This window comes from Vibrio sp. Vb1166 (assembly GCF_033338695.1).
Classification (GTDB): Bacteria; Pseudomonadota; Gammaproteobacteria; order Enterobacterales; family Vibrionaceae; genus Vibrio; species Vibrio alginolyticus.
In genome coordinates, this window is record NZ_JAWOTE010000030.1 from 17,042 (window position 1) to 38,467 (window position 21,426).

23 protein-coding genes and 1 pseudogene are annotated in these 21,426 nt (G+C 42.1%); 18 read left to right on the top strand and 6 right to left on the bottom strand.

The genetic code is table 11. From position 1 onward, the window contains the following. The first annotated feature begins 231 nt into the window (after positions 1 to 231). The 11 genes from R7E51_RS20900 to R7E51_RS20950 all read left to right on the top strand — a co-directional run bounded on the left by R7E51_RS20900 (position 232) and on the right by R7E51_RS20950 (position 9,424). On the top strand, positions 232 to 588 hold the full coding sequence (locus R7E51_RS20900) for a cell envelope integrity protein TolA (RefSeq protein WP_017633715.1): 357 nt from the start codon (positions 232 to 234) through the stop codon (positions 586 to 588). A 756-nt stretch (positions 589 to 1,344) separates the two neighbouring features. Then, positions 1,345 to 1,881: a nucleotidyltransferase family protein gene (locus R7E51_RS20905; protein ID WP_017821412.1), complete on the top strand. Its 537-nt coding sequence runs from the start codon at positions 1,345 to 1,347 to the stop codon at positions 1,879 to 1,881. A 106-nt stretch (positions 1,882 to 1,987) separates the two neighbouring features. Continuing rightward, positions 1,988 to 2,488, top strand: coding sequence for a hypothetical protein (locus tag R7E51_RS20910; protein WP_017821413.1), 501 nt, complete (start codon positions 1,988 to 1,990; stop codon positions 2,486 to 2,488). A 287-nt stretch (positions 2,489 to 2,775) separates the two neighbouring features. Beyond that, a complete protein-coding gene (locus tag R7E51_RS20915; protein ID WP_021707815.1) occupies positions 2,776 to 3,333 on the top strand; it encodes a hypothetical protein in 558 nt (185 codons plus the stop codon). Positions 3,334 to 3,572: 239 nt separating this feature from the next. Beyond that, positions 3,573 to 4,058 carry a DJ-1/PfpI family protein gene (locus R7E51_RS20920; protein ID WP_318128316.1) on the top strand — a complete coding sequence of 162 codons (486 nt, stop codon included), beginning with the start codon at positions 3,573 to 3,575 and terminating at the stop codon, positions 4,056 to 4,058. 251 nt (positions 4,059 to 4,309) lie between these two features. Beyond that, entirely contained in the window at positions 4,310 to 4,996 is a 687-nt protein-coding gene (locus tag R7E51_RS20925) for a hypothetical protein (RefSeq protein ID WP_146107059.1), read from the top strand. A gap of 134 nt (positions 4,997 to 5,130) precedes the next feature. Continuing rightward, entirely contained in the window at positions 5,131 to 5,577 is a 447-nt protein-coding gene (locus R7E51_RS20930; protein WP_017821417.1) for a GNAT family N-acetyltransferase, read from the top strand. Positions 5,578 to 5,725: 148 nt separating this feature from the next. Further along, positions 5,726 to 6,268, top strand: coding sequence for a hypothetical protein (locus R7E51_RS20935; protein WP_017821418.1), 543 nt, complete (start codon positions 5,726 to 5,728; stop codon positions 6,266 to 6,268). A 135-nt stretch (positions 6,269 to 6,403) separates the two neighbouring features. Then, positions 6,404 to 7,177, top strand: coding sequence for a phosphotransferase (locus R7E51_RS20940; RefSeq protein ID WP_206958507.1), 774 nt, complete (start codon positions 6,404 to 6,406; stop codon positions 7,175 to 7,177). A 135-nt stretch (positions 7,178 to 7,312) separates the two neighbouring features. Next, entirely contained in the window at positions 7,313 to 7,759 is a 447-nt protein-coding gene (locus R7E51_RS20945; protein WP_017821421.1) for a GNAT family N-acetyltransferase, read from the top strand. Between the two features lie 705 nt (positions 7,760 to 8,464). Next, positions 8,465 to 9,424 (top strand): phosphotransferase, encoded by a 960-nt coding sequence (locus R7E51_RS20950; RefSeq protein ID WP_017821423.1) that lies wholly within the window; start codon positions 8,465 to 8,467, stop codon positions 9,422 to 9,424. Positions 9,425 to 9,568: 144 nt separating this feature from the next. Here R7E51_RS20950 and R7E51_RS20955 read toward each other — a convergent pair whose 3' ends face one another. Continuing rightward, positions 9,569 to 10,126 (bottom strand): GIY-YIG nuclease family protein, encoded by a 558-nt coding sequence (locus R7E51_RS20955; RefSeq protein ID WP_021707816.1) that lies wholly within the window; start codon positions 10,124 to 10,126, stop codon positions 9,569 to 9,571. A 750-nt stretch (positions 10,127 to 10,876) separates the two neighbouring features. On the opposite strand from R7E51_RS20955, the gene R7E51_RS20960 reads away from it, so the two are divergent. From R7E51_RS20960 to R7E51_RS20980, 5 genes and pseudogenes are all read left to right on the top strand, one after another. Further along, complete coding sequence (locus tag R7E51_RS20960) at positions 10,877 to 11,431, top strand: hypothetical protein (protein WP_017821426.1); 555 nt, start codon at positions 10,877 to 10,879, stop codon at positions 11,429 to 11,431. Between the two features lie 346 nt (positions 11,432 to 11,777). Beyond that, positions 11,778 to 12,173 (top strand): ACT domain-containing protein, encoded by a 396-nt coding sequence (locus tag R7E51_RS20965; RefSeq protein WP_017821429.1) that lies wholly within the window; start codon positions 11,778 to 11,780, stop codon positions 12,171 to 12,173. 161 nt (positions 12,174 to 12,334) lie between these two features. Continuing rightward, positions 12,335 to 12,811, top strand: a pseudogene (locus R7E51_RS20970) (GNAT family N-acetyltransferase). Then, a complete protein-coding gene (locus tag R7E51_RS20975) occupies positions 12,774 to 12,917 on the top strand; it encodes a hypothetical protein (protein ID WP_017821431.1) in 144 nt (47 codons plus the stop codon). Before R7E51_RS20970 ends, R7E51_RS20975 begins: the two are co-directional and overlap by 38 nt. 43 nt (positions 12,918 to 12,960) lie before the next feature. Beyond that, positions 12,961 to 13,443, top strand: a complete 483-nt coding sequence (locus R7E51_RS20980) for a hypothetical protein (protein WP_017821432.1) — start codon at positions 12,961 to 12,963, stop codon at positions 13,441 to 13,443. A 185-nt stretch (positions 13,444 to 13,628) separates the two neighbouring features. On the opposite strand, the gene R7E51_RS20985 is transcribed toward R7E51_RS20980, so the two are convergent. From R7E51_RS20985 to R7E51_RS20995, 3 genes are all read right to left on the bottom strand, one after another. After that, on the bottom strand, positions 13,629 to 13,994 hold the full coding sequence (locus tag R7E51_RS20985; protein ID WP_206958506.1) for a hypothetical protein: 366 nt from the start codon (positions 13,992 to 13,994) through the stop codon (positions 13,629 to 13,631). Positions 13,995 to 14,734: 740 nt separating this feature from the next. After that, the gene (locus tag R7E51_RS20990) at positions 14,735 to 16,177 is read right to left on the bottom strand and encodes a tetratricopeptide repeat protein (RefSeq protein WP_017821433.1); all 1,443 of its coding nucleotides are present in this window, start codon (positions 16,175 to 16,177) and stop codon (positions 14,735 to 14,737) included. A 37-nt stretch (positions 16,178 to 16,214) separates the two neighbouring features. After that, positions 16,215 to 16,901 carry a Crp/Fnr family transcriptional regulator gene (locus R7E51_RS20995; protein WP_206958505.1) on the bottom strand — a complete coding sequence of 229 codons (687 nt, stop codon included), beginning with the start codon at positions 16,899 to 16,901 and terminating at the stop codon, positions 16,215 to 16,217. A gap of 212 nt (positions 16,902 to 17,113) precedes the next feature. Here R7E51_RS20995 and R7E51_RS21000 point away from each other — a divergent pair, with 212 nt between their 5' ends. Both R7E51_RS21000 and R7E51_RS21005 read left to right on the top strand, forming a co-directional pair. Further along, entirely contained in the window at positions 17,114 to 17,920 is an 807-nt protein-coding gene (locus tag R7E51_RS21000; RefSeq protein WP_206958504.1) for a class I SAM-dependent methyltransferase, read from the top strand. Positions 17,921 to 17,923: 3 nt separating this feature from the next. Then, positions 17,924 to 18,247, top strand: a complete 324-nt coding sequence (locus tag R7E51_RS21005) for a cupin domain-containing protein (protein WP_017634330.1) — start codon at positions 17,924 to 17,926, stop codon at positions 18,245 to 18,247. A gap of 80 nt (positions 18,248 to 18,327) precedes the next feature. Here the strand turns inward: R7E51_RS21005 and R7E51_RS21010 are convergent, their stop codons facing one another. Continuing rightward, positions 18,328 to 19,032: a nickel/cobalt transporter gene (locus R7E51_RS21010; protein WP_206958503.1), complete on the bottom strand. Its 705-nt coding sequence runs from the start codon at positions 19,030 to 19,032 to the stop codon at positions 18,328 to 18,330. Positions 19,033 to 19,291: 259 nt separating this feature from the next. After that, the gene (locus R7E51_RS21015) at positions 19,292 to 21,385 is read right to left on the bottom strand and encodes a TonB-dependent receptor (RefSeq protein WP_017634328.1); all 2,094 of its coding nucleotides are present in this window, start codon (positions 21,383 to 21,385) and stop codon (positions 19,292 to 19,294) included. Between the last annotated feature and the right edge of the window lie 41 nt (positions 21,386 to 21,426).

Here is a 21,426-nt window from a genome sequence, read left to right on the forward strand (position 1 = left end):
GACTACGCCTGACTTAAATGCATCAAAGCACATAAAGTTTGTTGTTGGCAAAGTTTAGTTCGGCTTAAAATTGTCGCTCGGTGCCTCGCGACTAACAAACTGCTCAAGAGGGATTCGCAACGCGTGGCATTTTTACTATGCGTTGAACTTAGTGATTAAGGTGGTTTGCGGCGGCTTTTGTATTGCGTTGCTCACCCCTTAGCAGGGCGTTATGTTCAAGGAACGTTAATAATGAAAAACGCAATTTTTATTGCATTAATATCAATGTTTATTGCTGGGTGTGTTGGTTTCAATGATTCGCCAGAGGCTAGACTAGTTCACAATGCATCCTTGATGAAAGTTCGAATACAAGATGAATTGAACCAGCAAGATGAGTATCTAGGGTACGATGTCCGTGTAAACTTCAAACTTAATGATAAAGCTGAGGTTACCGAATTCTCGGTGCTAAAAACTAGTGGGCTTCGCTCGTTTGATAACGCGGTCGAAAAAGCAGTAAAGAACAGCTCCCCATTCGAATTTTTATTAAGTCTAAGTCCGCAAGAGTTCGAGCAGTTTAAAGATATTAACCTTACCGTTGATTTAGAGTAGCCGTGAACATAACAAATTGTTCAAGTGTGATTCGGCACGCTTGGCATTTTTACTATGCGTTAGTTTAGTGGTTAAGATGGTATGCAGAGGCTTTTGTATTGCGTGCCTCACACCTTAACAAGGCGTTATGCGTATTAGGGAACATCGTAGAAGGAGATATCGTGTTTATTGAAAAGTATCAGTGGTTTTATGCCGCACTTTCAGGCTATTCAGCCACTTCGCTTTTAGTTCTTACAAACGTAAGTCCCGCAAACTTTGGCTTTTGGCTTATGTTGGCTACGATTGCGTTCGCAATATGTTTACCTGTATTCGCAACTTTTTCAATGACGTATTGGATATTTCTAAAGTACAGAGTTCCTCAGAAGAATGTAGCTTTGTTAATAAATAGCCCAAAGAGCCAGAAAGTAACAAGTTACAGTATGTATCTAATAGCATTTGCATCGCTATTTATAATAATACATCTAAGTTATATCGCCGGAGTTACCGCTGCCGTAGCCTTGTATTTTAGTAAAAATTTCAGTCTTACTGCTTATACAAAGTAGGTATAACAAATCCGTGGTTGGATGCTGTAGAAAGAAGTCCAGGTAATGCACCCGATTTAGAACCCAACTAAAATACGCATAACAAACGCTTTAAGACGGATTCGCAACGCTCGGCGGTTTTGGTTTGATTTGGCTTTTGTGTTTAAGGTGCAATAATCAAGTGTTGTGGTAGCGTTGCTCACCACTTAAGCGGGCGTTAGGGCACAGGGCGAAAATGGATAGAATCGTAGAATTAATCAAGCAAGATCCAGTTAGAGTTAAAGCCTTAGAGTGCGTATCTAAATTGGGCTTGCCTCAGTGTTACATTGCAGCTGGTTTCGTTCGTAATCTTGTTTGGGATGCACTGCATGGCTTTGATGTAGCAACACCATTGAACGATGCGGATGTTATTTACTTTGCTCCAGACGAGAACGACCCTAATGCATATTTACACCGCGAATCTCAGCTCAAGCAGCTAATGCCAGAAGTTAACTGGCAAGTTCGTAACCAAGCACTAATGCATACTCGGAATGGCGATTTACCCTACACATGCTCCCTTGATGCTATGAGCTATTGGCCAGAACAAGAGACAGCTGTTGCCATTCGACAAGTCGCACCTGATAGCTATGAATGTATTGCAGCTTTTGGGTACGAATCCTTATTTGGTTACTGTGTCACACATAACCCTAAAAGGTCACGAGAAACGTTTGAAAATCGTGTAAATTCAAAGGGCTGGCTAGTAAGGTGGCCATCTTTGAGAACAGTGCCCTAACAAAGCATTTAAGAGTGATTCGCAACGCTTGGCGTTTTCGCTTCGCTCAAGTATAGCCAAGCGCTGCTCACACCTTAATGCGGCGTTATATTTTTGAGGTGGTTCCATGAATAAACATATACTTAGAGATGTGGCAGTCTGGCTAGCTGCAGGTACAGGTGTTCTTTATATTCTCGGAAATACCTACTACATATCTTGGTTAAGGACACTTGGTCTTAGCTCATCTTTTTTGCCTAAAGACACCCCTCAGCTTTTACAGATCGGCTTCGCACCATTTTATACGTATGGTTTATGGGCTATTGCTTTTTTAATTCCAATTTTATGGTTGTTGAGATCTCTCACTAAGCAGTTATTTAGATTAATTGTTATAACTGTTCGGAAGTTAATGCCAGATTTTTACAATGAAGCCGCGAAAGCTTGGAACAACGAGGGAGCAACTTCTAAGCCTGTGACGCCTCAAAAAGTTAGTGAATTTTCAGAAACACTGGACTTTGTCATTAACAACTTAATGTTTTTATTCTTGTTGGCTCTAGTTTACGGATTTTTAGGATCATGGTTTGCATTTGATAAGCTGGAAGATATAAAAAAGAAATTGTGTATCAACTAGGTGATAGTGAATTGAGCATACTAACATGTTCGAGTATTACATCTTTGTGCGCGGTATATAACTATGATGACCACCAAACAGAGATCATCAAGATAGAAAGCCTCGCCAGTTCAGTTGTCGTGTCAAAGCCTGACGGGCTGTACGAACGACTATTTTTGAAGTCTGCGGATAAAAAAATATAACAAAGCATTTAAGAGTGATTCGCAACGCTTGGCAGTTTCGCTTCGCTCAAGTATAGCCAAGCGCCGCTCACACCTTAATGCGGCGTTAGCTTAATGGAGAAAGTTTTGACTAAAGTAGTTGTAGGGATCTTGTCCCTAATGGTAACTACAGCATATGTAATCGGTTTTTTATATGATGCTGCTTTTCTAGAAAAACTAGGATTTGCTCACTATGAAATGATTGGCGACTCTTTGGAATACCTGTCTATCGGTGGCATGTATCTGTTTTTCAATTTCTCTTCAGGTCTCGCATTTTTTATGCTTGTTGGTGCGTTAATTGGTTGTGGCTATATACCTCTGAAAAGGTTTATAACGGCTAAAGCTAATTGGGTTGGTTCCTATTTAGACTTGCAAAGTTTGCCTTACATTCTAATTGGCTTACTTCCTGTCTTATTTGTTGCTTTCGTACCTGTGGTAAATGATGCGAACGAACTATCAGATCAACATTTAAAATCTGAGGCAAATACGCAAGTCTGTAAACTATCTGATCAACAGTGTCTCAATGGTATTGTTGTAAAGTATAGGGATGGAAAGTTGGTTTTTTTATCTAAGGACAAGTCTACTTATAATCGAGTCATTGTAATACCTGAAAAAAACATCGCTATTGTTCAGCAATTAAGCTAACAAACTGTTCAAGAGGGATTCGCAACGCATGGCATTTTCACTATGCGTTGGTTTAAGTGATTAAGGTGGTATGCGGTGGCATCGGTATTGCGTTGCTCACCCCTTAACAGGGCGTTATGTGTTCCGTACGGAGAGAGGAAATAATGACAAAGAGAACACTGGTTTTACTCTATCCGGGGGCTATTTCCTATGAAGTAATGTAAGCGATAGAGTGTTTAGGAGCGTATGGGAGAGTTGATATCACCACCCCAGAGAACCACAATCATACCGATTCATCAGGTCTAAGAATTTGCCCCACTGTTAACTTTGAGGACATATGTATTACGGACTATCAAGCTCTTCTGATCCCTGGAGGAAATCCTGACTCAATAATGGAAAGCGACCCAATTGCTAGTTTCATCCAGAAAGCCTATGAATCATTACTAGTTATTGGTGGCATATGTGCGGGAGTATTAGTCTTAGCAAGAGTTGGCATCCTAAAGGGCGTTAAAATTACCCATAATTATACGGAAAAATATGCCCCAGAATCTTCGGTACTGCTCACTCGACCATATTGGGAGGGGGCTATCTATGAAGAGTCGTTGGTTCAAATCGACAAGCGTATAGTGACAGCGATGCCCAATGGGTACGTTGATTTTGGGTTAGCGGTGGCTGAAGCCCTAGAGTTGCTAGATCGTAAGCAAAAACAGTTTATTCTGAACTATCACAAGCAAGGTGCTCATTAAACACATAACAAATTGTTCAAGAGTGATTCGGCACGCGTGGCATTTTTACTATGCGTCAGGTTTAGTGGTTAAGGTGGTATGCGGAGGCTTCGGTATTGCGTGCCTCACACCTTAACAAGGCGTTAGGCTTCGTAATTGTACAAGCCCTTACTTGTGGTGTGGCATTCTAAAGGTTGTTGTAAATTTGGATAAAAATTATGTGTAATAAACTTCTAACGTCAGTGCTAGCGAGCTTCCTACTATCAGGATGTGTGTACTCTGTCCATACTTCCAAACTTGATACACCAATTAAGAAGCAAGTTTTAGAAGAGCAGGAGGCAACTAACTTTTACTCTGAAATGTCGATTGATAATGTAGAAAAAACGGCATCAATTGGCGATGAGTTGTTTAATGTAGCTCGTTATTACGAAACTGTTGATTTCTATGAAATCATTCCGTTTTCTAGCCCAACTAGTGTTCGTTTCCCTCAGAATCAAGAATGGACAGCAACTCACGAATACAATGACGGTATATCTGGTGATTTACTCGTGTATACAACCCCCGCATACCACCGCAGCCAAATCGGTGTAATTTTGGATGAACAGTATGTTGTTTCCACTTCAGAGCCGCTGGTTCAACTTAGTGGTGCAAAAGAAGGGCGTCGTTGGAAGCTGGCTGGAGAGGGTAAATTTTTCTCTTTAAGAGAAAAAAGCACCCGTGTTACAGACGACCCACGTTGGGGATTGAGATTTGGTGGTGTTCAATCAGGAATGTATGTTTTTGAAATTATTAATCGCTCTGAGTCAACAGTTACCGAAGTTTTACAAACTTTGAAAGTTACTGAACAAGATTTTATGTCGGGTTTTGTAGTAAGAAATGTATTTGTAAAAGGGACTCGTAGCTATAAGGCTGGTGTGATTGGGTTTAAAGCTAAAGACTTGAAAGCAACCAAAGCCTAACAAGGCGTTTAAGACGGATTCCCAACGCTTGGCGACTTGAGTTCAAATCAGTTTTAGTGTTTAAGGTGCAATGGTTTAAGTTAAGTGGTGGCGTTGCTCACCACTTAACGCGGCGTTATGTGCTTGGAGGAAAAATGCAATTTATCGAAGTTAAAAGTAGCCAAATTCCGCTAGATTTGCTGCTCGAAGCAGATCCTTCTAAGGCGAGTGTTTCATCATATTTATCAGAATCATGGTGCTTTGCTGCGCTAGATAATGAGCGTATTTTGGCGGCATGTATAGTGAAGCCTGAACCCCAAAACCTTGCTGAAATCTTCAATGTTTCGGTATATCCCGAGCTACAAAGTCAAGGAATTGGATCTCAATTACTCAAGTCAGTTCTGTCTCAGCTACCAAGTAAGGGAATCACTCGTGTTGAATTGGGTACAGGTACCTTTGGTTATCAACTGACTTATTATCAGCGCCTTGGTTTTCGTGTTGACTCGATCATCAAGGATCACTTCTTACTGAATTACCCAGAGCCAATCTATGAAAATGGTATTCAACACAAAGACATGCTGAGATTGTACGCACAGATTTAGCACGCACATAACAAGCAATTTAAGAGGGATTCACAACGCTTGGCACTTTAGCTTCTACTTCAGTTTTAGTGTTTATGGCACAATCCCTTAGGTTTGGGTGGAGGCGTTGTTCACCCCTTAATTGGGCGTTAGGCATCAAGGAGTCGTTGTGAAAGTTGGTGATATAAATATTGGTGAGTTAAAGCCAATCCCAGAACCGGAGTTATGTGACGAAAAGGAAGTTTTTGCCTTTTTTGGGTTAGCTTCGTTCAATGCACAGTGCGCTGAAAAAGCCCTAGTAAACTTCGCGATGGGTTATAAAGTCGTCGATAATTCAGCACTGAATCAAGAAGAGTGGTTAGAAATATACAATGGGTTAAATGCCCATACATTTGGTCGTCTATTGGGACAAGTTAAGAAGAACGTTGATCTACCTTATGAGTTAATAACACATCTTGAAGCTACTCTGAAAAAGCGTAACTGGCTAGCACACGATTTCTTTTACGATTATGCAATGCATATGTCAGATACTGATGGTCGCAAAGAAATGATCACTGAACTCCAGAACTTGATACACACTTTCCAAGTTGCTGATCATGCGGTAGAAAAACTGAGTTTGAAAGTGTGGGAAACAATGGGGATTACTGAAGATTGGCTACAAAATGAAGTTGCAACTCAACTTAAAGAGTACCATTCGGGAAAAGATGCCTAACAAACTGTTTAAGAGTGATTCGCAACGCGTGGCATTTTTACTATGCGTCAGGTTTAGTTGTTAAGGTGGTATGCGGTGGCTTCGGTATTGCGTTGCTCACCCCTTAGCAGGGCGTTAGTTGCACAGGGAGGTTTCGTGGAAGAATTAGCAGGCGGAAGAAAGTCCGCAATATATCGAGATGGTGAAGTTGTCTATCGACCTGTGCAACCGTGGAGTTCTACAATTCACCTTATTTTGAAGCATCTTGAGCGAGAAAATGTAGCTGAATGCCCCAAATTTCTTGGTGTTAGCCAAGATCAGGAAGTCCTAAGTTTTGTTGCTGGTAATACTTATAACTACCCACTAGTTGGTGCAATCGCAACTGATGATGCACTCATATCAGCAGCCAAATTATTGCGTAAGATACATGACTCAACTGCGCTGCTTTTAGAACAATTAGATGTTAATACACACAAGTGGATGCTAGAGCCAAGAGAGCCTTTTGAGGTAATCTGTCATGGTGACTTTACCCCGTACAATGTTTCCCTTTCCGAGAATACAGTTGTTGGTGTATTTGACTTCGATACTTCGCACCCAGCGCCAAGAATATGGGATTTAGCATATTCGGTTTATTGTTGGTCACCTTTCAAAACAGACAGAAATGATAAGTTAGGTACAATCTGTGAGCAGGTGGCTAGAGCTAAACTATTCTGTGATAGTTACGGTGCTACGGAGTCCGAAAGAAATCACCTAGCTGACGCAATGGTTCAGCGATTACAGGCTTTAGTTTCATTCATGCGTAGGGAAGCGAAAAATGGTGATGAATCCTTTGTTGAAAATATAGAGCAAGGTCATCTCCAAGCCTATCTAAATGACATAGAATATATCACTGAAAATAAACATAAAATTCAGTGCGCATTGTGCAACTAACAAAGCATTTAAGAGTGATTCTCAACGCTTGGCATTTTCCATTCTATCGTTGAGTTCAGTGTTTACGGTGGCCAGGTTTAGTTTCGTGGTTGCGTTGTTCACACCTTAATGCGGCGTTATGTGCTTGGAGGAAAAATGCAATATATCGAAGTCAAAAGTAGCCAGATTCCGCTAGATTTGCTGCTTGAAGCCGATCCTTCTGAAGCGAGTGTTTCTTCATATTTATCCGATTCATGGTGCTTCGCTGCACTAGATAATGGGCGTGTTTTAGCTGCTTGCATAGTGAAGCTACAAACCAATAGTCTTGCTGAGATATTCAATGTCTCTGTATATCCAAAGTTACAAGGTCAAGGTGTTGGTTCTGAATTGCTTAAGTCGGTTCTGTCTCAGTTATCAAGTAAGGGAATCTCACGTGTTGAACTGGGTACAGGCACCTTTGGCTATCAACTGACTTATTATCAGCGTCTTGGCTTTCGGGTTGACTCAATCGTCAAAGATTACTTTTTGCTGAATTATCCAGAGCCAATCTATGAAAATGGTATTCAACACAAAGACATGCTGAGATTGTACGTACAACTTTAGTACGCACATAACAAAGCGTTTAAGAGGGATTCTCAACGCATGGCAGTTTTGGTTCAAAGCTTAGCTTTTGTGTTTATGGCACAATGGTTTAAGTTGGGTGGCATCGCGTTGTTCACCCCTTAACGCGGCGTTAGTACTGGGTTGGCATCAAAGGCTAAAAGTTTCTGTTTTTATTGGTTTCTTTTCCTCGCTTTACATCTGATCAAATGTGCCTTTCAGGTTCGCTCCGGTGGCACTAGATGTGAAGTTTTCGCTTTGGGTTTATCGTTTACGGTTTCTAACTTTCGGGCTATTTCTCTGGCGTGGTTTCTTTGGCGCTGAGAAATTTTCGGAAAAACAAGCGTTTCTTTGTCGCAGCTGTTCAAGTTTGAAGCCCGTATTCTTTGCTAATTTGAAAACAGTGAAAAGGGCAGTGAAGCATGTTTTTCTTCTAGCCAACTTACGTCTTGAAGTTAGTTTTCAGTTTGGCAGTTTTCCGTTTAGCTTCATGGTTTTAAGCCAACAGCTTCGTGCTATATTTCAATGTATTGGTATGTACCAAAGGCTTTGCGGGCAGCGTACTAACAAACAATTCAAGAGGGATTCGTAACGCGTGGCATTTTTACTATGCGTTAATTTTAGTGATTAAGGTGGTTTGCAGCGGCATCTGTGTTGCGTTACTCACCCCTTAATTGGGCGTTATGTACCTAAGGGGTAACTGGAATTATGAGTGATTTTGTTCGTAAGGTTGGTGAAAACTGGAGTCAGATTGGTGCTGGCGCTAGTATAAAACGTCAATCAGCTGGTGCGACGAATCATGTTTTTCGTATCCAATCCTCAGAGACTTATTATCTTAGAAAATATAGTGTTCGCAATGTTGCTAAGATCAAGTTAGAACATGAGCTGCTGAGAAAGTTATCGCAAAATTTGAATACTATAATTGCCCCTGTTTTGACGCGCGATCACCACTCCTTTTGTAAAATAGGTGATGAGTTTTATGCTCTATTTCCTGAAGCAAAAGGAACGTTAATCGAAAAAAGTGCTCTGTCTGCGTTTCATGCTTTTCAGTTGGGAAAAGCCCTTGCTGACCTGCATGTTCAACTCGCTTCCGAGGTTGGAAACGACTTTCCAACAATTGAGCTTTCTTGGGATAAAAGTGCTTGGGTCGATAGACTACAAAAAATAGTCGCAGCTATTGAAACAAATAGTGAATTTGATATGAATAACTCGGTGCTACGAAGAGTAAAACAACAGCGTGATTATCTAGCTAGCTCAGAAGCTACGCACTCATATACCCCGTTAACAAGCAGGCAACTAATCCACGGCGACTTTCATCATTTCAATGTCTTTTTTGATTCTAATTGCACAGTAAGCGATGTGATCGACTGGGATTTAGTGCAAAACATGCCTCCTGGTTATGAATTGGCGAGAGCATGCATGTATATGTTCGATTTGGAGCTTCATAGGTCATTAGCTTTATTAAAAGGCTATCTGTCTGTCAAGCCTCTATCCCGATTAGAGCTTAACGATGGAGCAAAGGCGTGGGCTGTTTACGCCGACCACTATGTGTGGGCTTTGGAGGAAGTATTTTTAAAAAATAATACAGCGGCACAGAAGTTCATACCTCAAAGGGACTTTATCCCTTTTATGGAGCAATGGCTCCAAATTGAAAGTGCCTTGTTTTGAGGCGGTACATAACAATCTGTTTAAGAGTGATTCGCAACGCGTGGCATTTTTACTATGCGTTGGTTTTAGTGTTTAACGTGGTATGCGGTAGCATCGGTATTACCTTGCTCACACCTTAACAGGGCGTTATGTGCACAATCAAATTCAACTAAAATTTGCAGTATTGGGAATGGTGTAAAATTTAGAGTTTTCGAGTTCTAACATCGTCATAGCGCTTAAGCCAACATTCTCCCTATTTAAGTTTACCCATTTCAAAAAGTTTGTTTGTGGAACGAACTCAACAAATTTTTTCCGAAGCACTTCGCTTGAGATCGGAATGATTACACCAACACTTTTAAAAGCAGCTTTGATTATCTTAATGTCACACTTGTAAAGTTCTCGGGAGTAGTCTGCAGAGGTTTTATTTAGATAGTTAAGCTCAATATTAAAGCAATAGAGCTGACGAGATATGCTGACTTCATAGCTATGAGCAGTTTGTACGCCCACTTTGTAAGCGCAGTGAAATTCCCAATCCTTAACACCACCAATACCTACAGACTTCATGTTAGACAGTCTATGCCTAGGGTTCTTTGTAATCCCTATTTTAAAGACATCTATAGACGGGGAGTAAGCTACATAAATATGGTCACAGATGTATTTATTTCTACGATAAGGCGTATCTAATGCACCTTCAGGTATTTCGCTAACCAAAGTAACCGCCATAATGTAATTTATTGCTCAAACAGTAGCATATTTGTTAACTACGAAAGTTGAGTTAAGTGGAAAAATGCACATAACAAAGCATTTAAGAGTGATTCCCAACGCTTGGCATTTTCAGCTCAAGGTTGGGTTTCGTGTTTACGGTGGTATGGTTTAGGTCAGGTGGTAGCGTTGCTCACACCTTAATGCGGCGTTAACTGGCGCAGAAAATACGAAAGCACAATGATACAGTTTCTCGGTTCAGAGATTTAACGTGTTCGGTCGGTTTCCTTAGCTGAGCTAATGCGACTAATTTCAGTTTGATACTTAAGTTTACTGATGTGAAAGGCGGCACAAAGCCTTCTAATAATATAAGGCATTCGCGATTAGTTCGGCGCACTTACATCGCCGAAGTATGGTGTTGTGAGACGCATTTCAAACTAAAGATAAACGGTAATTTTTTGGTTAAATACATATTTGAGTTAGCTTTGCTAATCATTAATTAGCAAAACGAGCTTTGGCGAAAGTGGCTGAAAGATCGGCGAAAACTGAAAGGCGCTCAGTTAACAAACTGTTCAAGAGGGATTCGCAACGCGTGGCATTTTTGCTATGCGTTGGTTTTTAGTGTTTAAGGTGGTATGCGGCGGCTTCAGTATTGCGTTGCTCACCCCTTAACAGGGCGTTAGTTTCATAACATTTCCTATACGCCACTGAGTGCATATGTTGTTCTTTTTACTTCATAAAATAAGCCCTAAAATTATACATGGATGAGTGATGAGTAACGTAATTTCAGTTAGCAGTTTACCGTATAATTTGCCAAGCCATGAGCAAGAACAATTAAGAATATTAGCTAAAATAATCGGTTTTAAACCAGAACTACTTGTTGGGACTGGAAAAGTAGAAGTAGATGCGATTTGTTCGATGATCTTGTATAGACATCTCAGTCAGAAGCAACGAGTAGATGCTATGAAACTGATACGAAGTGTTTCGAATAGAGCCTTAATGGGAAAACTAGTAACAGGAGCGCTAGACACTACTTTTGTTAACCCACAATATGGCATGTGGTCAATGACTGAGAAAGAGTTACAGTCTGATAAAGATTTTCATAGCTTTTTAGACAATTTCGCTAGTTATATAGGTATTGGTGCTTCAAGCCTTGGACTCAAAGACCTATACAAGGAATCTAAAGCTAGAGGTAAACTTGGCAGAGGTGGTTTAGCTATGCTTGTCATTTGGGGATCTGTTGCGTTTAATAAGTCTGAATTAAAAAAAGTTAATACAGAGTTAGAAAATCGAAGTGTACGATTGGTTTCGGGGCTTCATCAATGATTTCAAATATTATTTCTTATGTGCTTGTCACTGTCTTCGCTATATGGTTGTGGAATGATGCTCCAGCTCAACATAGAGATAACCTGTTCTATGTGGCCGTAGTATGTTCTCAAATCGGTTTCTTTATTTATTCTCGAAAGTTAGAGAAACTTAAAAATAAGGTAGAAGACTTGGAAAATAAGCACTCTCTAGAAACAAAAAACTAACAAGGCATTTAAGAGTGATTCCCAACGCTTGGCATTTTTTATGTCATCGTTGGGTTTCGTGTTTAAGGCGTACAGGTTTCGTCTGGTGGTAGCGTTGCTCACACCTTAATGCGGCGTTAGCAATATAAGAGGAAACCGATATGTCAGGTATCACAGACCTAGACGAATTATTGCGTTCGATGAGTCCAAAACTAATGGAATCAGAGTTTGTGTTTTGTACAGTTTCTGGTGTGCTAGCAGACTATGTTGACCTAAATCCAGTTGCCACGTTTATTGAATCTGAGGGTTTAACTTTGGTTCTAGAGAAATCAGCGGCAGAAAAGGCAGGTTTGTCGTTTGATGGTACATATAGTCAAATAACTCTGACGGTGCACTCCAGTTTGGAAGCTGTAGGTCTTACAGCAGCAGTGGCTAGCAAGTTAGCATCAAAGGGTATTAGTGCTAATGTCATTGCAGCTTATTATCACGACCATATCTTTGTTCAAAGTGGTAAAGCAGAAGCGGCAGTTTCAGCATTAGAAGAGTTCAGTGCATAGGGTTAAGCCATATTGCTAACAAAGCATTTAGGACGGATTCCCAACGCTCGGCATTTTTGGTTTACTTTGAATTTAGTGTTTACGGTACAATACTTTAAGTGCGGTGGTCTGCGTTGCTCACCACTTAATGCGGCGTTAGGTGCTAGAGGGAAAAGGTAGATATGGAAATCGCTTTTCGGCAAATAAGTATCGATGATTTAGACTTATGTGTTGATGCTAGAAAAGATGCATACTTTTGTAGTTTCGGTCATTACGACGGATTCGATGATTTCATTAGTGGTTATCGCGAGCGAGTTATTGAGCGTTTGGTGACTCCAGAGTAGTTCTACATTCATATTTTTGTTTCTGGTCAGTTCGCAGGACAGTTGGAGTTTCGCAGTTTTTCACCAGAGCCTGAAACTGGTTATGTGCATCTGATTTATTTAAAATCAAATTTCCGTGGCTTAGGGCTAGCTCCTAAGTTGCAGGATTACATCGCAAATGTCTTGTTTAGAGCAGGTTGTAAGCGTGCAGTACTTTCAGTAAGTCGAACTAACACTAGGGCTCTTACTTTTTACAAGCGCCATAATTGGGAGTTTGTGCGTAAGAATCCAAAGCACGATGAAACTGACTTTTATCAGCTGTGGTTACGCACCTAACAAATTGCTTAAGCGTGATTCAGCACGCGTGGCATTTTTAGTATGCGGTGCTTTTGGTGTTGAAGTGCCATGCGGCGGCTTGGTCATTGCGTACTTCACACCTTAGCAAGGCGTTATGGCGCAGGGCAAAATTCAGCTAAGGGAACTAGATGAGTGATAAAGTTAAAGTAGCCTTGCAGTGGCTCAAAGAAATCTTGGATGCAGAGGATGTGGAGTATCAAATAGTCGGTGGGTTAGCGGCAACCATTCATGGTGGTAGTCGGGAAATCGCAGATATAGATCTTTATATTCATAACTCTGACGCAGACAAGGTGTTATCGCATGTAGCAAAATACATATCAAAGCCGTTAGATCATTATGCCGAATATGGTTGGGATTTAGAGTATTTCCAGTTGGTTTACCAAAGTCAAAAAATTGAAATCGGTTTGTCTCAACATACGAAGATACAATCACGTCAAGATGGTTCTTGGCACCAGCTTGAAATCTACTTTTCAGAATCAGTTCTTAAAGATTATCAAGGTATCGAGTTGCCAGTCATCCCAGTTAATCGTTTAGTCGAGTACAAGCGGATATTGGGTAGGGAAGTAGACCAAATTGATATACAAGAGCTAACTTTGAGTTCATCGCCATAACAAAGCATTTAAGAGGGATTCTGGTTTTTTGTTCAAGTTTTTGTTTTATATGAATAAAATAAATTTTGCCCTAGGTTGGGGTGACATTTGGGGTTACACCGGAAAATAACTTTTAAATGTGATTTGTATCACGTTATTTTTGTAGGTGATTCTTGTTGAATGGTCTTGTTCCATGCTCAGCCACTTTAGGTGGGCAGTGGTATTTTGCTGACCGAAACTGGCTTCATCTGGGAACCTACATTTACCACTTCAAGTTCCATGTGTTCTGGGATCTTGATGACTTCAATTTCGATTTTTTTTAAAGTCGTCTTGGGGGCTCTGGGATTGATTGGGATGTTTGTTTGGGGCGTGAAGTTATCTAGGAAAAACCATGTGATTGAGCAATTAGTAGATTGGATCCGGATAATAGTGCTTACCAAACCTTCCTTAACAATATAAGCATGAATATCGCGATCAGTTAATCGCCCACCGGATGAATCCATCGCTCGGGTCATAATATACGGGCGTAACTGCTTACGCTCCCCCAGCGCTAAGAGAAGCTGGTTGATCATTCATGTAATCCTTCAGCCTCCTCAGCTAGGAGTATTTGTACCTATTTGTTCAATCTGCTTCAGCTGATTTCGAGGAGCCTAGTGATTTGGATTCGAGACTGCGCGTCTTTGAAATGTGCTAATGCGAGCAAGCGCATAAACCTGCAAATCACCCGCAGCCCCACAATACATAATCTGCTGAGTTCCTAGTGATGCAATTCTTAGACAACCAAATCCTGTTTGAACTCTACCACAGCAAGTTAGAGCAGGAGAAAGAAGAGTAATGATATTTGAAGAACTAAGGTATAAAAGCGATAAACAAACCGAGCAAGACGCAGTTCAATCAGTACGCAATGGGAACTGAACTGGTGGTTAGTGTTGTTTTAGATCCACAAAACCTAGGCTAACACTTGAGAAAAGTGATCAAAATACAGCTGATTCGTCGAACGCATTTTCGACCGCGTCTATGGTTGGAGTAAAGGAGCCGGATGAAGTCACTAAAGACTGGTTTGTTTCCCCCCGACTTCATGACCTTACACCATAGTAGCGAATTGGGAATTTTGACAAATGACAAACCAAGATAGAATTGAGTAGTTTTCCACTATTTGCAGTGTTTTTTTTCTAGAGAGCAGGCTGTTTCACGATCCTTATAAGCTTGCTCCGACTTCCCTAGATGGTCAGCTGCGATAGCACGAACATCAAAGTATACGGCTTTAGTCGGATCGAGTGCAATCGCCTTATTCAAATCAGCAAGAGAGGCATTATAGCGTTCTATAAGCCCTAAACCATATCCACGGGAAGCAAATAAGTTTGCCATTGTGGTCTTGTCTTCGCTTCCGTCTTCTTTGATTGCTCCCAGATCGTTCAGGTATCCACAAGCGCTGATTGATCTGATACCCGAGTGTATCCCAATAGGAAGGAGCGGACTCTGGGTTAGCTCTCTGAACCCGTTTGATGAGATCGGAAAGTAGTGCTTTAACTTGCCTGCAATTCGCTTGCCCCTTACAGAACAGTCCTGGTGGAATAAGTCCTCGTCGCGTTTCCTCTCCTGAAGCCTGATAGCTAAAAATGCCATCGTCAATACAATCGCGCCATCCTATTTTCTCTTTATCCTTAGTGTAGCCAAACTGAAGAATGGCTCCTTCACCTACAGAAATTGTTGAAGTCGGTTCAATAATATCAAGTGAGAATGGGTCTGCTTTTAAAAGATCGACCATTAGGTTTGAAACATTCCATTGTCGCAGGTCTTTCGGACATCCTTTAATAAGGCGCTCTCCTTTCGTAACAGGATGGAGGTCACTTTGAGGGCCATCGCTGACGCAAGTCACGTTAACGATCTGAAGATGACCTGATAGGGCGGGACGCAATGTCGCAGGGCTGGCTTTATATTCTATACGGTTCTTACCATACATGATCCACTTGCCACCACGTACAAGTTCTTTGATTTGGTGCAACAATGCTCGCTCTCCTTTTGCCTCCAGACGCGGTTTGAGGCGGTTGGAGGCAGAGATTCCCGATTGGTCGGCTAACGTAGGAATTCTGACCAGTTTTGACCTGAATTGTTTGAAGTCCTCTAGAAATTTTTCTTTAAATTCGATGAGACTGATATTTGCCTCATCCAGTTTTCCAGAATCTGCAAGCACGAGAATGAGAGCCTTGCGTGCTTCAACATTACTTGGTGCTATCGCAATCAATCTCCGGTAGTCCGTGATCGCTTCAGGAAATTGTCCAGCTTTTGTCAGAACTTGTGCACGATAAAGGAGATGACGATTATAGCTGTCACTTCCGGTATCTGACATTGAAAGAGCAGTTGTGTAGTCGGTTATTGATGAAGTTAAATTGCCTATACTGGCGTAACTGCTGGCGCGGTTGGCATAAAGCGCAGCCGATGGGATGACTCGGATAGCTTGGGTGTAATCTGAAATAGCGTCGTCATGTTTCCCTGCAAATGTGAATGCCATGCCTCGGTCGAAATGGGCACTAGCGCGTTCGTAATCGTTACGAGCGAGTATTAGGAATTTGCTTCGAACTTTTGCTGATTCATCGAACTTACTATTTGCGGAATAAGCTTGGGCGATGGTATCGAGTAAAACAACATTATTGGGCTGTTGGATTAGATCATAATTCGCGGCTTTGATGATGAGATCAGGGCAGTAAAACATCGCACCGGGATCTTCGGTGAGCTTATTGAGTTGTGGCAGCAATCTGAAGCCTCCTCTCACTGATTCAGTTTTGTTGACATCAGCGCTTCGAGCGTCGGAATATTTCTGGTGTCAGTTCAACGGCTTCGCACATGGCGGGAATGTCTAGCAGCGTGATATGACTTTCGCACTCAGTAATAAAACCATCGTTTTTCAGTTTTTTGAACGTTCTAGAAAGCGTCTCTGGCGTCATACCTAGCTGTGTTGCAAGCAGCTTTTTCGTCACGGGTAACCTAATTTTCCCTTCGCTTCTCGATTGAGCGCGATAGAAGTCAGCCAGCTTCATCACCAGTCTTTGATTCGCGTTTACTTGCGTCAAAATGTTCACGGTATCCATCAGCTGGTGGATGCGATTTGTCATGTAGTTCATTACTTTTAATGAAGTTTGTGGAGATTGAGTAAACACCGCTAACACATCTTGGTAGTGGAAAACAGACAGCTCGGTGTCCTGAACGACGCGGGCACTCATCGGATAGGTCCTTGGGGACATAAACATCGCCATTTCCGCAATCATTTCTCCCGCCATGAATACTCGAAACAGCTTTTCGTCGCCGTTTGGCATCAAACGAAACAATGAAACTTTTCCTCTCTCTACCAAATACATTTTTTCCGCAGGTTCGCCACGTTCAAACAGTTGATGCCCTGCATCGCAATGCAAAGGCGAGCGTTTTGAGAAGAGTTGTGTTTTTTCTTCTTCGTTAAGGAGCGAAACAATAGAGCCGGGCACGCTGTTTTCCTTAGCTTGATAATTATCAAGCAGCAAATTCGGACTTGGAGGATAAGATACAAATAATAATCATTATTGATTAATGTGCCAACTTATCCAACCTGAGAAAGGAGAACAGTTATGGACGGTATTAGCCACGTATTTCGATGGGTTGCCTTGTGCGGTCTGGTCGTTCTTTTTGTTCCCGTCGCCATCTTTGCTTAGGAGTCATTATGTCTAAACGATTAGCCATGCCTAATGAAGGGCGAGAAGTGACAAAAACACCGGGACACTGGGTACTCGCTCAACTGGGTAAGAAAGTGCTGCGTCCTGGTGGCAAAGAGCTGACACAAAAAATGTTGCAAGGGTTGGCAATTACCCGTGATGACCGCGTTGTCGAATTCGCACCCGGTATGGGTTACACCGCACGTTTGTGCTTGGAAAAATCCCCAGCAAGCTACACCGCTATCGAACAAAATCAGCAGGCAGCCGAGATTGTTCGCTCTTACTTACAGGGTTCAAACCAACGTTGTCATGTCGGGAATGCACAAGAGACAGGGTTAGAGCCGGAATGCGCTTCTGTGGTTTACGGCGAAGCCATGCTGACGATGCAATCTGATGCGCGTAAAAACGAAATTATTGCCGAGGCTGCTCGAATCCTCGCGACTCATGGGCGTTACGGTATCCATGAGTTGTGCATTACGCCAGATACAATCGATGAAGATAAAAAGCGCGCGATTCAAAGAGAAGTTTCCGAGACCATTCAACACCCCGCCAAACCCATCACCCCCGCTGAGTGGAAAGCTCTGATGGAAGAGAATGGCTTGGTCGTTGAATTTGAAGCCGTTGCTCCAATGCATTTACTCGAACCAAAACGTGTTATCGCCGATGAAGGCTTGAGTGGGTTCTTAAAAATCGTGAAAAACGTACTGACTAAACCGCAAGCGAGAAAGCGTGTGTTAGGCATGCGTAAGATTTTCCGCAAACACGAAAAGAACCTATCTGCGATAACGCTTGTCGCAAGAAAGAAGGAAAGCTAAATCATGTTTGAATACACCTTGTATGAAGATCTCGCCAGCGAAGTGGATATCCCCAAAGCGGGCATTACGAGTTGTCCTATGTACAAAAGTGAGCGTTTGCGAGGCGTTATCTTCGGTTTCGCCGAAGGTGAAGAAATGAGCGAACATACTGCAGCAGTGTCAGCGATTGCACAAATACTCGAAGGAGAATGTACGTTCACGTTAGAAGAAGAGGCGAAGGAACTAAAAGCTGGCGCTTGGTTGTTGATGGACGCGCATTTGCCTCACAGCATTATCGCGAAAACGCCATTGAAGCTGATGCTGTACCTGTTGCGCGAGCCTAAGTAACACGTAGTATTGAAATACAAATCAATGTAAATTCAGCCCCAACCAAGTGTTGGGGCTTTTGCGTTTATTGCTGGCGGTACTTATCTGACGAAGTTCTGCAATCCTGCCACGCTGGCAAAGTTATAGAGAATAAAACCCGATGCCACCATGGTGACTGCTAACACGAGGTTAAGCGTATTGCTCAAGTTGGCATTGGGTTTGGCGCTGTGATTTTTCATTTGGCGTTGAATCGTTAAAGCGTTGAACACCAATATCGAGTTGGTCATTGCCGTTCCTAAAGCCATCACGAATGTCGCGACCATGCCCCACATTAAGCTGCCTAGCATGTTAGAGAGAAACAGGACCAGCACCGCACCAGTACAAGGGCGGAAGCCGATGAGTAGCAGTGCTTTCCATGAAATATTGTCATTAGAACCTGCGGAGTCATCATCTTCTTGAGATGGTGTTTGCTTGATACGGCGTTTAACCACAGACGCAAACTCTTTCAAGGCTAATAAGATAATAAACACCGCACAACCTTGCGTCAGCAGACGAACATTATCGGAAAGGCTGAAAGCAAACTGCTCTGCAATCTTGGCAGTAATCACGAAAAGAATGCACGCGCTCGCGGCTTGTAGGGCGGCAATAATCGCCATTAACACAAGTGCTTGTCGGCGACGGTAGCCATGAATCAAGCTCATTGACGTCACTGCCGTTTTACCGTGTCCAGGGGCAACCGAATGCAGTAAACCATACAGAAAGCTGAAGCCCAACAAGTACAACAGTTGCCCTTGGCTGATGAGCATCAGGTATTCACTGATATACCGTAGTTAATCATTTTAGCTTTGTGAAGAAAAAAATGGATTCCTTTGGAATCCATTGAGTTGACTAATTGCGATTCTTTATTTTGTCTTTGGTAGGGAGTAATACTATTCTCTATACATGCCGTACACACAAGTCACGATGTACTTAATAAACGTTACGAAAAAAGCAGATTTATCTGCCTTAATAGACAATACATCCTTAAGTTACTATATAACAATAACATCGGAGCACTTTGTGTTGTTAGAATTGGTAATCAGCCACAAGACCGAATGTACGAGGTCCGCCCATTTCGATAAGATCATTCTTATGGCGAAGAACGTAATCTTCATCTGTTGCATTCTTAATGTAGGCCCGAATGGTGAGATCATTCATGGCATAACCTGCATTGAGATTCAATATGGTGTAGTCGCCTGCTGACGTACTTCGGGTGTTGGCGAGATCTGTAAAGTAATCCGTTACGTGATTAACACGAGCACCAAAGAAAATGCCCGAATCTAGCTGTTGGGTGAAGCCAAGACCAGCCGACACTTCAGGTGCATAGCTGAACTCATTCCCATTTAAGTTTTCAACAGTACCGCTTGGTCCTTCGGTGATTTCTGTTTTTAACAAGCCTACAAATGCGAATACGTCCAGACCTGAGTCAAACCAGTAATTGGTTTCAACTTCAGTACCGTATGTTTTTCCTTTAGGGATGTTTGCTATGTAATTGTCGAAACGATTTCCACTGTCACCATACACGACCGTTTGATAGTTTTCATAGTCGTTGTAGAAGACATTTGCAGTCAAACCAAGTCTATTTTCAAGGAAAGTTGAACGGGAACTTAGCTCATAAGTCCAGACTTCTTCCTGCTCAAACACAAAGACCTGTTGTTGGTACTCGTTGTATCCAAGTCCGCCAGCGTTGTATCCTTTACGAGCAGTAAGTCCAAGCATTGAATTGTCTGATACATTTAAAGTTACACCGACTTTTGGTAGCAAAATACCGTTACTTTCATCAGCATTGAAATCGAGTGGGAACCTTGCGTGGTCAAAATCACGCTTCAGCTCATCTTTTTCGTAACGAGCGCCAAGTAGCAAGCCCCAACGGTTATTGAGCTGGACTTTTGAATCGAAGTAAATTGAGTTGGTCAGAACTTTATCTTTACGCTTCATCGAGTCTGTTTGCGTATCCTGATCTTTGTAAAAACTGCTTACCCCGACAATGGCATTGTATTTGTCATCTAACGAGTTATAAGATAGCTTCGCTTCTGCGGTGTAGTTTTTTTCATCAACATCACCCCACCAGTCCGTACGAGGATAAGCTTTGAATTTCGTATTATAGTCTCGGCGCGCAAGCAATACATCAAGGGTTAATTCATCATTGATTAAGTAATTTATGTCAAAATTTGCATTCCAGCTTTCGGTTGTTTGACGTCGAGTACCGTTTTCATCAATGTATTCAAACTTACCTTTTTCAGAAACCAGATTTGTATATTGACCTTCTTCATTACGGCTAGCCAATGTTAGTTTTAGCGTAAGCTTATCGTTAGACATCGGTTTGAATAACAGCTTACCTCTCACATTATAGGATTCAACTTCAGAAGGGTCCCATGGATATTGGTCATTATCGGGCAGCGAGTAATCAATTGGTGTATTACCCTTTGTGCCCTCGGCGGCTAATCGAAATGCGAGCTTTTCAGACACGATTGGGGCAGAAACAACACCAGCTAAGTGATATTTGTCATCTTCGTTTTCGTAGCCACCACGAACTTTACTTTCAAAGTGGAACGTTGGATCTTTGGTTTTGATGACCACCGCGCCGCCAATACTATTTCGGCCTTGGTTGGTTGATTGAGGGCCTTTATAAATCTCTACTTGTTCTGTATCCCACAATCCGGCTTTACCAAAGGCTTCACCAGTCCATGACTCTGACACGCCATCAACGGTTGTATTCACCCTTGGTGTCGCTCCTGTCATGAAGGAAAGGAAGCCTTCACCAGGCCCACGACCATCGACACCTCGAATATGTGGAATACCAGAAGGGGCATTCAGTACATTCGGGACGCGATCGAGTAGATCGTAGTATGTTTGATCTTCGCCATTGTCTGCTTCATCAGTAAAAACGGTGACTGAGCTTGTGTTCTCAGCAAGTGTACCACCGAGTTTTTCACCAAGTACCACAATGGTTTCTAGGGTTGTTAGGGTTTCTTGGCCTTTCTTAGTATTGCTGTTGTCCACTTGCTCTGCTGAAAGAGTGGTGCTGGCTCCAAGGCAAATTACACCAATGAGCATGGCAAGTTTAGTCTTGCCAGTATTAGTGATGGTGATGCCACTGTTTAAATCCATGGGCTTCATGACCTGAGTATTCCTTAATAAAAAAAGAAGAAAACATTTGA